Raw genomic sequence first — 10,667 nt, forward strand, 5'->3', positions numbered from 1 at the left:
TGCTCGCCACAACAAGCCTGCTAACCACAACAAGCCTGCTAACCACAACAAGCGTGCTAACCACACCACAATAAGCTGACCATCCATTTGATTTTTTGCCTGCCTTTCTACAATGATTCCAAGAGGAACAGACATGGCTCAAACGTCCCCCATCCGCTACAGCTTCGGCGGTGATGAACACCTGTTTGCCGAGGTCAGCGACAGCATGTCCCTGGAAGCCTTTTTCAAAGGCATGGCCGTGACCCGCGCCGTGGAGCGCCTGGCGTTGGAGGGCGTGTTGGATGTGTGCCTGGCCAATGCATCGTTCCAGATTCGCTTCGACCCCGACCGTATTGCGCCGCATGTGCTGCTCGACGCCGTGCAAAGCGCCGAAGCCCAGGCCGTGGCCGAACGCACCTTGCACACGCGCATCATCGAAATCCCGGTGCTCTACAACGACCCCTGGACCCACGAAACCCTGATGCGTTTTCGCGACCGCCACCAAGACCCCAGCGGCACCGACCTGGAATACGCCGCGCGCATCAACGGCCTGGCTGACGTGGACGCGTTTATTGCCGCCCACAGTGGCGCGCCGTGGTTTGTGTCGATGGTCGGCTTTGTTGCGGGCCTGCCGTTCATGTTTCAGATGGTCGAGCGCGAGCGGCAATTGCAGGTGCCCAAGTACCTGCGCCCGCGTACTGACACGCCCAAGCTGACTCTCGGCCATGGCGGCTGCTTCGGCTGCATTTACTCGGTACGCGGTGCGGGTGGTTACCAGATGTTTGGCGTAACCCCGGCGCCGATCTACGACCCAGCGCAGCAATTGGCGTACCTCAAGGAGCACATGGTGTTCTTCCGCCCCGGTGACATCGTGCAGTTCAAACCAATGGACCGTGACGCCTACGACCTGGCGGTGGCCGAAGTGGAGGCGGGGCGTTTCGACCTGCGTATCCGCCCGGTGGAATTTTCCCTCGATGCGTTTCTCGCCGATCCCATCGGCTACCCGAAAACCCTGCAGGAGGCGCTGGCATGATCAAGGTGCTTAAACCCGGCCTCGCTACCTCTGTGCAGGACCTTGGCCGTGAAGGTTATTACCACTTGGGCATTCCGCCTTCGGGCGCGTTGGACCAGTACGCGTTGAGTGCGGCCAACCATTTGGTTGGCAACCCAGCCGGTGCGGCGGGTTTGGAATGCACGCTGATCGGCCCTGAACTGGAGTTTCGCCAGGACGCATTGGTGGCGCTCAGTGGCGCGCTGATGTCGCCGCGTCTGGACGGCGAGGTGGTGCATCAGGACACCGCTTTTCAGGTACGCGCCGGGCAGGTGCTGCGCTTTGAATTTCCCAAGGCAGGCGCACGCACGTTCCTGGCGGTGGCCGGTGGCATCGACGTGCCGTTGGTGCTCGGCAGCCGCTCGACGTACACCCTTGGCGCGCTCGGTGGGTTTGAAGGGCGGCGTTTGCAGGAAGGCGATGAACTGCCGATCGGCGAGGCCAGCGGAACAGGCCGTGCGGGCAATAGCTTACCGATGGCCTTGCGCCGTTCGGTCGGTGGCGATGTGACCCTGCGCGTGGTGCCAGGGCTGTATTACGAGCGCCTGACGGACGCGGCAAAAAGCAGCTTTTTTGCCGAGCCGTGGACGGTGGGCTCCGAGGCGGATCGCATCGGCTATCGCTTCAAGGGCGGCAGTGCCTTGAGTTTTCAACCGCGCGAACAACCCTTTGGCGCGGGCTCGGACCCCTCGAATATCGTCGACAGTTGCTACCCGATCGGTTCGATCCAGGTGCCGGCGGGGTTGGAGCCGATTGTGCTGCACCGCGATGCGGTGTCGGGTGGCGGCTACGCGATGATCGGCACGGTGATCAGTGCGGACCTGGACTTGATCGGGCAGATGCAGCCGAACCAGCGGGCGGGGTTTGTGGCGGTGACATTGGAGGAAGCATTGGAGGCGCGGCGGATCTACAAAAAGCGGCTCAAGGCCATGGCTGCGCTCTTCAATCACTGAAGTCAATAAGGATCATTCCCACGCTCTGCGTGGGAATGCCTCTTGTGACGCTCTGCGTCACGCTTTGGGACGCGGAGCGTCCGGGGCTGCATTCCCACGCAGAGCGTGGGAACGATCAACCGTTACACAGTTGGGTCAGAACAGTTGGGTGAACAGCCAGTACAGGCTGCCCGACAGCAGAATCGCCGCTGGTAATGTCAGCACCCAGGCCATCAGCAGATTGCGGATGGTCTTCATCTGCAAGCCACCGCCATTGGCCACCATCGTGCCCGCCACACCCGACGACAACACATGGGTGGTCGACACCGGTAAGCCGAACATATCCGCCGCACCGATGGTCAGCATCGCTACTGTCTCAGCTGAGGCGCCCTGGGCGTAAGTCAGGTGCGTCTTGCCGATCTTCTCGCCCACCGTGACCACGATGCGCTTCCAGCCGACCATGGTGCCCAGTCCGAGGGCGATGGCCACGGCGATCTTCACCCACAGCGGGATAAAGCGTGTGGACGCGTCGATCTGGTCTTTGAACAGTTTGAGCTTGCCTTGGGTGTCGGCGTCGAAGTTGCCGACCTTGCCCTTGTCCATCAAGCGGATGGTTTCACTGGTCAGGTACATGTCGTTGCGCACGTTGCCGACGGCCTCAGCGGGGACTTTGGCCAGGGAGCCGTAGCCTTTTACTTCGTCACCAATCTGGCCGGCGAGGGCGGCGAGGGCTGGCACCAGTTCCGGGGTGGCTTCCTTGGTGCGCACATAGGTCGAGAGAATCGGCCGCGGGTCGCCCGGTAATACTTGTGGTGCGCTTTTCACCAGTGCCACTTGGGTCACTTCAGCCACCGCAGCAAACTGCAAGGACTGCTCGGCGGGCATGGTGCGGTTCAGCGCGTAGGCCATCGGCAGCGTACCGACCAGGATCAGCATGATCAGGCCCATGCCTTTTTGCCCGTCGTTGGAGCCGTGGGCGAACGACACACCGGTACAGGTGGCGATCAATGCACCGCGAATCCACCACGGCGGCGGGGTGTCGCCCTTGGGGGCCTTGTACAGCGAGCGGTTTTTGACGAAGGCGCGCAGGGCCAGCAGCAACAGGGCGGCAAACGCGAAACCGATCAGCGGCGACAGCAGCAGGGCATAACCGATCTTGGTGGCCTGGCCCCAATCCACGCCGCTGGTGCCATCACGTCCGTGCATCAGGGCATTGGCCACGCCGACGCCGATGATCGAGCCGATCAGGGTGTGTGACGACGAAGCCGGCAGGCCCAGCCACCAGGTGCCGAGGTTCCACAGGATTGCCGCGATCAGCAGCGCGAAGATCATCGCGAAACCGGCCGATGAGCCGACCTGCAAAATCAGCTCAACCGGCAGCAAGGCGATGATGCCAAACGCCACCGCGCCGCTGGAGAGCAGCACGCCGAGGAAGTTGAAAAAGCCCGACCACACCACCGCAAAATGCGGCGGCAGCGAGTTGGTGTAGATCACCGTCGCCACAGCGTTGGCGGTGTCGTGGAAGCCGTTGACGAACTCAAAGCCCAGGGCGATCAACAGCGCCACGCCCAGCAGCAGGAACGGCGTCCAAGTGGTGACCACCGTGCCCAGTTCGTGCATGTCGTGCATCAGGCTGTAGGCGGTGAACAACAGGCCCATGGCGAGCACGGCGAAGAAAATGATCACGGTGAGCAGGCCGGGCTTTTTATCCAGCCGGGGTTTGGGGTCTGCGTGTGAGGTGGTGTTGGAAGCGGTCAGGGAAGGGGTGGCCATGCCGGAGCATCCAGTGTGGGGAGGATGCTCCTGATGATCATTGCAGAATGTTACAGAGATGCTGCGGTAGGTCAGTGTTTAAGGAATTGAGCCTACCGCTGATCTATAAAACACCCGAAGGCTAATGTCAGAGTGCAATCAATGTGGGAGCTGGCTTGCCTGCGATAGCGGTGCATCAGGCAATAAAAAAGTTGGCTGATAGTGAGCCATCGCAGGCAAGCCAGCTCCCACATTTCGACTGTATTTCAATTCAATAGTCTTTGCGTTTACGGAATGCCCAACGCCCGGCAATCAAGGTAAACGTCGCCACCAGCGCCACCAGGATCCAGAACCCTTCCGGGTCGGTGGAAAGCGGCACGCCGCCCACGTTCATGCCAAAAAAACCGGCGATGATGTTGATCGGCAACGCCAGCACCGTCACCACCGTGAGGGTAAACAGCGTGCGGTTGCTTTGTTCGTTGAGGTTGGCGGCAATCTCTTCCTGCAACAGCTTGATGCGCTCGCCCAGGGCCGTGAGGTCGTTGATGATCAGCGCAAACTCCTCAGTGGATTTGCGCAATTCCTTCACGTCCTCTTTTTGCAGCCACTGCGGCGGGCGGTTCAGCAGGCGCAGCAGCGAGCCCGGCTCCAGTGCCAGCAGGCGTTGCAGGCGTACCAGCACCCGGCGCGCCGCCCCGAGTTCGGAGCGGTTGGTGGACAGGCGTGAGGACAACAACTGGTCTTCGATATGGTCGACGCTGATGCTGGTTTTACGCACGATCTGCGTCAGCACTTCACCTTGGTCACGCAGCAAATGCACCAGCAGCTCCAGCGGCGAGCGAAAGCGTTCACCGGCCTTTACCGACGAGCGCAATTTATCCACCGAGTGCAACGGTTGCAGGCGTGCGCTCACCAGCAAATGGCTGCGGGCGCAGACCCACAGCGTGGAGATATCCGACGACACCATGCTGCTGAAGTTGAACACCACGTCGTTGACCACTGCCAGCAAGGCTGAATCGACGTGTTCGATACGCGTGGAGCGCGAGCCTTCGTGCAGGGCTTCGAAAAACTCCTCCGGCAATGCCAGGTTGGCCTGCATCCAGCGCTCGCAGGCGGCGTGGGCCAGGTTGAGGTGCAGCCACAGGAACTCTTGCGGGTCTTGCGGCGCTTTTAACGCGGCCAGCGCGGTCGCTGAATCAATCTGCTCGCCCTTTTCACCGGGCCGAAAACGAAAACCGTAAAGCAAGCCAAACAGATCGGGATCCTGGTGGCTGTGGTCGATGCTGTGGTTCATGGCGGCTCGCAGAGAAAGCGCCTGTAGGACGTTTCACAGGTTCGCGTGGGCGAATCATTGCAAGGCGGGATGACGATTTTGTGACAGTTTGAAAACTTGCTCAGCGTATTTTCAAGCTGAAGGTGAACTGGGTGCCGGTTTGCTCGCAAGAGCACACCTCGAGCTGCCCGCCGTGGGCATCGGCAATCTGTTTGACGATATATAACCCCAGGCCCAGGCCGGCTTGCGGGGTGTCTTTAAGCGGTCGCGCGTAGGGCTCAAAGAGCCGGGGCAGGGCGAGTGCGTCGATCTGGCCGGGGTTTTTGACGGCCAAGGTGAAGTGGTCATGCTCGATCTGCGCCGTGACGTGTACCGGGCCGTCATGGCTGCCGTGATGAATGGCGTTGGCCACCAGGTTGGAGAGCAATTGCGCCAGTCGATCGCGGTCGCCATACACGCCACGCAGGTCGCCGATATCGGCCTGGATCAGCCGCTGCGGGTGCACACTTTGCACTTCGGACACCACGTGCTGCAAAGCGGCTTGCAGGTCCTGGCAGTCTTTGAGGTGCAACGGGATGCCACTGCCCATGCGGCCACGGGCGAAGTCCAGCACATCCTCGACCAATTGCGCGGCGCGCCGGCCACTGCTGAGGATATGGCGTATGAGCGTGTCGGTCGCGGGGTCCGGATGTTTGCGCAGCAAGCGCTCGGCGCCGAAATTGATCGCGAACAGCGGGTTGCGCAAGTCATGCCCCAGCACGGCGATAAATTGCTCGCGCAACTCGGCCGTGCTGCGTTCTTCCTGCAATTGCGCTTCGGTCTGCTGCAAGGCTTCTTCGGCTTCAATCTGCAACGACAGTACGCGGGCGAACGACTCCATGGTCGACTGGATGGTGCTGCTGCGCAGAGGGGCCGGGTTGGGGTCCAGCGCGCAAATGGTGCCGAAGAAACGCCCGTCGGTGCGAAATACCGGCACGGAGATGTAACTCTCAAAGTGGTAAATGCGCGGGGTGTGATGGTCGTGGTAAAGCGGGTCTTCGCTGGCTTTGTCGATCACCACCGACACGTGGGAGCCACGAATTTCATGGCAGATGGTGGTGGTCAGGTCGAGTTCGCCGCCAACGCCCAGGCCGAACTCCAGTTGGTCGAGCACGGCGCAGGCGGTCCAAGTGTCGTCGGTCACCCGGGCCACGGCGGCAAAGCGCAGGCCGGTCATGTCACTGATGACTTTGAGCATCGCGGGTACCGCACTGATGCGGCCAATGGTGGCGATGTCGGCGGCTTTTTGCCCCATGCAGCGATCTCGATAGGAAGGTGGTGAGCGTTCGGCTCAGGTCGATGAAGGGGATTCTAGCGACCTTGCGCTTTGTAGGTGTAATTTCATTAACTATCCGGAGATCTTTTCTGGGTTTGGCGGATGAACAGGCATAAAAAAACCGCGCCACCCTGAGGTGGCGCGGTTTTTTGGGAATCAAATAATCAAGTGTCCAGCTTGTCTTCCAGTACGGCGCCGGTCTTGGCGTCGAGCTTCACTTCATACTTCTTGCCTGCGGTGTCGGTCATTTCTACTTCGTAGACCAGAACACCGGCGTGGTCGTGGTCCAGCTCGGTGTCGTTAATGGTCGCGCCGGCATGTTTGGCCAAGGCGGCGGCGTTGAGTTTTTCGAACGGCATCACGGCGCCGGACTTGAGCAAACCTTCAATGTGGTCCGGGCGAACATCCGCCTGGGCCAACCCGGCGGTCAGGGTCAGGGCGGTGGCGGCGAACAGGGCGGTCAGGGTTTTCATGGTGTGTGTCCTTCTTCGGTGAGCTGTTTAAGTGGCCTCAGGTTATCCAGCGCAACTTAACTCACGCTTAATTATTTCAAACGGTTGCGCCGTTTGTTCAATTCGCTGGGTGTGGAGGGTTTCATGCTGGGGGCTCACTGGAAGGGAGACTCGGATGAAACGTTTAGTAGCTTGGCTTTATGCGCCTGTATTCCTGGTGGGTTTTTTAGCCTGGGGGCTTTGGCAACCCGGTTGGCTGGTGCTGGTGTTTGCGACAGCACTAGCCGTGTCATTTGTGATGGAGCAATGGCTGCCCTATGAGCCGCAATGGAATCGCAGCCACGGGGACCGGCGCCGGGATACGCTCCATGCGTTGGTCAACGAGAGCCTCAATGCCCTGGGCCTGTTGACTCTGCCGGGGCTCACGGCCCTGCTGGCGTTCGAAGGCATTTGGCCGCGCGACTGGCCACTATGGGCACAACTGCTGGTGTCGATCGTATTGGCTGATGCCGGCATTACCCTGATGCATTACGCCAGCCACCGTATTGCGCCGCTCTGGCGCCTGCATGCGGTGCACCACAGCGTGCAGCGGCTGTATGGGTTCAATGGGCTGATGAAACACCCGTTGCATCAGATGCTGGAGGCGACGGCGGGTTTGTTGCCGCTGGTGCTCTTGGGTATTCCAGTGGAGGTTGCGCAGTTGCTGGCCCTGGCGATTGCGATCCAGCTGTTGTTGCAGCACTCCAACGTCGATATGCGTTTAGGGCCATTGCGTTGGGTATTCGCCTGGGCGCCGGTGCATCGTTTCCATCACATGAAGTACGGGCGCGCCGGGGATGTGAATTTCGGTTTGTTCTTCAACCTGTGGGACTGGCTGTTGGGCACGGCGTTTTATCGCGAGCACGCTCCCATGGGGCCTGGCGATCTGGGTATCGGCAGCCGGCCGGACTTCCCGGTGGCCTATGTAGCGCAGTTACGCGACCCGTTCATGCCGGCACGCATGAGCAAAGAACCGCCGTTGCCGGACGCGCTACGTTAGCAGCCGCACGTCCAGCTGACGCAATGACGCGCCGGCCGTCACGCCAAACAACTGCTTCATGGTGCGCGAAAAATGCGCCGAGTCGGCAAACCCGGCGGCATGGGCGGCCTCGGTCAACGTGCTGCCTCCGAGGGCCACTTGCAGCGCCACACGCAAGCGCCGCCACAGCACCAGGCGGCGCACGGGTGCGCCCAACTGATGGGTGAACAGGCGTTCCAATTGGCTTAATGAAAGGTGCGCGGCGTGGGCCAATGCCTGGGCCGAAACCTTGCCGGCAAGCTGTTGATCCAGGGCCGAGAGTGCACGTTCCAGGCGCGGGTCGACGAGGGCGCGCCGGGGTAACTGGCCCAGTTGCAACTGCAGTGTCTCAAGGCACGGCTGCGCATCGAGCAACAGATGCTCCAGGGTCTGGGTCGTAAAGGTGGCAGGTTCGGCATACAGCACCAGCACGTCACCGTCGCTGGCGAGAATGGCGTGGGGTTGTCGCGAGGGGATAAACAGGCGATGGGCCGTGGTGACACGACCATCGAGGCTGACCGTGACCGGCTTGCCGGGGCACAGCATCAACTGATGAGCATAGTGCGCATGGGGCGCGGTACGCCCCAGCTCGCCGAAGATCAGGCCGTAGTCATGCCCCAACCACAGGCGGCCTGACCATTCGGGTTTCACTCAGTAGCCGTTGTCCTTGAGCAGGTCCTGCACGCTCGACGAAGGCCAGCGCTTGTAGAACTTCAGCAGTTCGGCGGCGCGGTTGGTGAAGATGCCGTCAACGCCGGCCTTCATGACTTTTTCGAAGTCCACGGGCTCATCGACGGTGTAGACGTGCACCAGCAGGCCTTTGTCGTGGGTCAGCTTGTTCATCTCAGGCTTCACCAGGTCGGTGTAGCTCTGGTCGCCATGGTTGGTCAGCTCGGCCGAAGGGCCGGTGCCGATGGCGCCGAGGCTCTTGGCTTCGTCCACCCATTTTTCGAACTCGGCGGCGTCTTTTGGCTCTTGCTTGGCGTAGTAGGCGGCCTTGGTGGTTTCGCCGGACTCAGCAAAGGTTTGTGCCGATTTAGGCTCGATGCTGCCTGGGCCAACCCACAACAGCAGGATTTTCGGGGTGTTGGGCATTTCTTTTTGCAGCTCTTTCAAGCTGTCTTTTTCAAACGTCTGCAGCACCACGCGGCCTCTGCCCTGGCCTACGCCGGTGTTGCTCTTGCCCAGCTTGGAGCCGGCCGAGCTCAACCAGCCTTTATCCAGCAGCTTGTTTTTCAGATCGGCTTCGATGCCCGGGAACTGCTTGGGCTCCTTGGTCTCGATGTACAGGCCGGGTTTGTGCTGCGGGTTGCCTTCGGCGATCTTGATAATCTCGTCCAGGCTCTGGATTTTCAGGCCAACAAACGCCGGGCGGGCGCGGTCCGGGTAAGCGGCGTTGAACCAGCTGCCGGCGTCCAGGGTGCGCAATTCGGCCCAGGTGAACTCATTAGCCGGGGCGTCTTTGCGCTCGGGGAACTTGGTGGCCACGTCGGTGGTGCGTTGCAGGTTGTTGTCGTGCAGGGCGAACAGCACGCCGTCTTTACTGCGCTGCAGGTCCATTTCCAGGTAGTCGGCACCCAGGTCACGGGCGAGCTTGTAGGAGGCGGCAGTGGATTCGGGGGCATCGTAGGACGCGCCACGGTGAGCAATGACAGCCGGGTACGGAATGCCTTCGTTTGTCGCCAATTCAGCCGGGCTGATCGGGTCGGCAGCCTGTGCCTGACCAAGGCCGAGCATCAGAGCGAGCAGCAGGGCGCTCTTGGTAAACGTGACAGGCATATGCGAAGTCCTTTCGTGGAGGTAACTTTGAGAAGGCGTCCTTTTTAACAATTGATTGCGAAAGGCGCTATCACCAAACCGACATTAAGCTACTCACGAGGCATTTTTGTGGGTTTTTTTGTGCTGCGTTGCAGTATTCTTGGCCGAAGCTGCCCCGTTAGAGGGCAGTAATTTCTGCCACGCGTGTAAACCATCTTTCCAGTCCCCGTGGGACTTTTCAGTGAGGTTTACCATGCGCATCACTTCCGAGCTTATCTGCCAGGCCGCCGACCAACTCCATGGCTTTGTTGGCCTGAACCGCAAAACCGGCCACTACATCGTGCGTTTCAGCGAAGACGCCTTCGGCATGGACGTGGCCGATGACGGCATCATCCCCACCGCCGAATTTGTCTGGCTGCCGGCCGCCGACCACACCATGACCCTGTCGCGCGAGCGCCTGCAGTTGCTGCTGGACCAGAATATCGATGACCGTATCAACATCACCGAGCCGTTGCGCGTGTATATGCGCCGGGTGGAGATCCCGCAGATCAGTGCGTTGCGCAGTTTGGTGAGTTAGGTCCAGGCGAGTGGAGATCAACCTGTGGGAGCTGGCTTGCCTGCGATTGCGGTGTGCCAGGCAACACAAAGCTGACTGACCTGCCGTCATCGCAGGCAAGCCAGCTCCCACAGGTTTTTGCAGGGGGCTTAAGGCTGTGTTTCAACGCTGGAAAGTGTAAGCCCGCTCCACCTTGCACACGCGGGTGTGAAACGCCGAATACCAATGGGCGCGGCCTTGCTCGCGCACTTGGCTATGTTCGGCTTGTTGCTTCCAGGCCAAAATCGCCGCTTCGCTTTCCCAGTAGGAAACGGTGATGCCCAAGCCGTCTTCCCGCGCTGACTCAACACCCAGAAACCCCGGTTGTTCGCGCGCCAGTTCCAACATACGGTTGGCAGCCTGGGCATAGCCTTGATCGCCTTCGGTACGCAACGAGCTGAAAATTACGGCGTAATAGGGCGGGGCGGGTGTGTTGGCGATCATACCGATTGCGCCTGGCAGGCTTTGAGCAGGGCAACCGCCAGTGGCGGCGTAATTTCTTT

At 60.5% G+C, this 10,667-nt stretch carries 11 protein-coding genes; 4 read left to right on the plus strand and 7 right to left on the minus strand.

Features of this window, described 5'->3' with window-relative positions:
* Positions 1 to 133 precede the first annotated feature (133 nt).
* Both K0H48_RS07435 and K0H48_RS07440 read left to right on the plus strand, forming a co-directional pair.
* Positions 134 to 1,012 (plus strand): allophanate hydrolase subunit 1, encoded by an 879-nt coding sequence (locus K0H48_RS07435; RefSeq protein ID WP_219266986.1) that lies wholly within the window; start codon positions 134 to 136, stop codon positions 1,010 to 1,012.
* Positions 1,009 to 1,983, plus strand: coding sequence for a biotin-dependent carboxyltransferase family protein (locus K0H48_RS07440; protein WP_219266987.1), 975 nt, complete (start codon positions 1,009 to 1,011; stop codon positions 1,981 to 1,983). The genes K0H48_RS07435 and K0H48_RS07440 overlap by 4 nt, the downstream gene beginning before the upstream one ends.
* Before the next feature lie 135 nt (positions 1,984 to 2,118).
* Here the strand turns inward: K0H48_RS07440 and K0H48_RS07445 are convergent, their stop codons facing one another.
* The 4 genes from K0H48_RS07445 to K0H48_RS07460 form a co-directional block, all read right to left on the minus strand.
* Entirely contained in the window at positions 2,119 to 3,735 is a 1,617-nt protein-coding gene (locus K0H48_RS07445; protein WP_219266988.1) for an inorganic phosphate transporter, read from the minus strand.
* Between the two features lie 250 nt (positions 3,736 to 3,985).
* A complete protein-coding gene (locus K0H48_RS07450; RefSeq protein WP_219266989.1) occupies positions 3,986 to 5,008 on the minus strand; it encodes a transporter in 1,023 nt (340 codons plus the stop codon).
* A gap of 100 nt (positions 5,009 to 5,108) precedes the next feature.
* On the minus strand, positions 5,109 to 6,281 hold the full coding sequence (locus K0H48_RS07455; protein ID WP_219266990.1) for a GAF domain-containing sensor histidine kinase: 1,173 nt from the start codon (positions 6,279 to 6,281) through the stop codon (positions 5,109 to 5,111).
* Positions 6,282 to 6,466: 185 nt separating this feature from the next.
* Positions 6,467 to 6,775: a PepSY domain-containing protein gene (locus tag K0H48_RS07460; protein WP_219266991.1), complete on the minus strand. Its 309-nt coding sequence runs from the start codon at positions 6,773 to 6,775 to the stop codon at positions 6,467 to 6,469.
* Between the two features lie 154 nt (positions 6,776 to 6,929).
* Here K0H48_RS07460 and K0H48_RS07465 point away from each other — a divergent pair, with 154 nt between their 5' ends.
* Entirely contained in the window at positions 6,930 to 7,793 is an 864-nt protein-coding gene (locus tag K0H48_RS07465; protein ID WP_219266992.1) for a sterol desaturase family protein, read from the plus strand.
* On the opposite strand, the gene K0H48_RS07470 is transcribed toward K0H48_RS07465, so the two are convergent.
* Both K0H48_RS07470 and K0H48_RS07475 read right to left on the minus strand, forming a co-directional pair.
* Positions 7,785 to 8,462, minus strand: coding sequence for an AraC family transcriptional regulator (locus tag K0H48_RS07470; RefSeq protein ID WP_219266993.1), 678 nt, complete (start codon positions 8,460 to 8,462; stop codon positions 7,785 to 7,787). The genes K0H48_RS07465 and K0H48_RS07470 overlap by 9 nt on opposite strands.
* Positions 8,463 to 9,590, minus strand: coding sequence for a glycerophosphodiester phosphodiesterase (locus K0H48_RS07475; RefSeq protein WP_056859596.1), 1,128 nt, complete (start codon positions 9,588 to 9,590; stop codon positions 8,463 to 8,465).
* Positions 9,591 to 9,822: 232 nt separating this feature from the next.
* Between K0H48_RS07475 and K0H48_RS07480 the strand changes: the two genes are divergently transcribed.
* Positions 9,823 to 10,146: a DUF2025 family protein gene (locus K0H48_RS07480; RefSeq protein WP_138814162.1), complete on the plus strand. Its 324-nt coding sequence runs from the start codon at positions 9,823 to 9,825 to the stop codon at positions 10,144 to 10,146.
* Between the two features lie 141 nt (positions 10,147 to 10,287).
* On the opposite strand, the gene K0H48_RS07485 is transcribed toward K0H48_RS07480, so the two are convergent.
* On the minus strand, positions 10,288 to 10,667 hold a 380-nt coding region (locus tag K0H48_RS07485), incomplete at its 5' end, for an antibiotic biosynthesis monooxygenase (protein ID WP_219266994.1).

This window comes from Pseudomonas sp. Xaverov 259, from assembly GCF_019352915.1.
GTDB lineage: Bacteria > Pseudomonadota > Gammaproteobacteria > Pseudomonadales > Pseudomonadaceae > Aquipseudomonas.

What these genes read in the sequence shown, in the direction of transcription:
- K0H48_RS07475 (WP_056859596.1), bottom strand. Translation starts at nt 9,590, where the DNA reads ATGCCTGTCACGTTTACCAAGAGCGCCCTGCTGCTCGCTCTGATGCTC.
- K0H48_RS07435 (WP_219266986.1), top strand. Translation starts at nt 134, where the DNA reads ATGGCTCAAACGTCCCCCATCCGCTACAGCTTCGGCGGTGATGAACAC.
- K0H48_RS07460 (WP_219266991.1), bottom strand. Translation starts at nt 6,775, where the DNA reads ATGAAAACCCTGACCGCCCTGTTCGCCGCCACCGCCCTGACCCTGACC.
- K0H48_RS07450 (WP_219266989.1), bottom strand. Translation starts at nt 5,008, where the DNA reads ATGAACCACAGCATCGACCACAGCCACCAGGATCCCGATCTGTTTGGC.
- K0H48_RS07480 (WP_138814162.1), top strand. Translation starts at nt 9,823, where the DNA reads ATGCGCATCACTTCCGAGCTTATCTGCCAGGCCGCCGACCAACTCCAT.
- K0H48_RS07455 (WP_219266990.1), bottom strand. Translation starts at nt 6,281, where the DNA reads ATGGGGCAAAAAGCCGCCGACATCGCCACCATTGGCCGCATCAGTGCG.
- K0H48_RS07440 (WP_219266987.1), top strand. Translation starts at nt 1,009, where the DNA reads ATGATCAAGGTGCTTAAACCCGGCCTCGCTACCTCTGTGCAGGACCTT.
- K0H48_RS07465 (WP_219266992.1), top strand. Translation starts at nt 6,930, where the DNA reads ATGAAACGTTTAGTAGCTTGGCTTTATGCGCCTGTATTCCTGGTGGGT.
- K0H48_RS07445 (WP_219266988.1), bottom strand. Translation starts at nt 3,735, where the DNA reads ATGGCCACCCCTTCCCTGACCGCTTCCAACACCACCTCACACGCAGAC.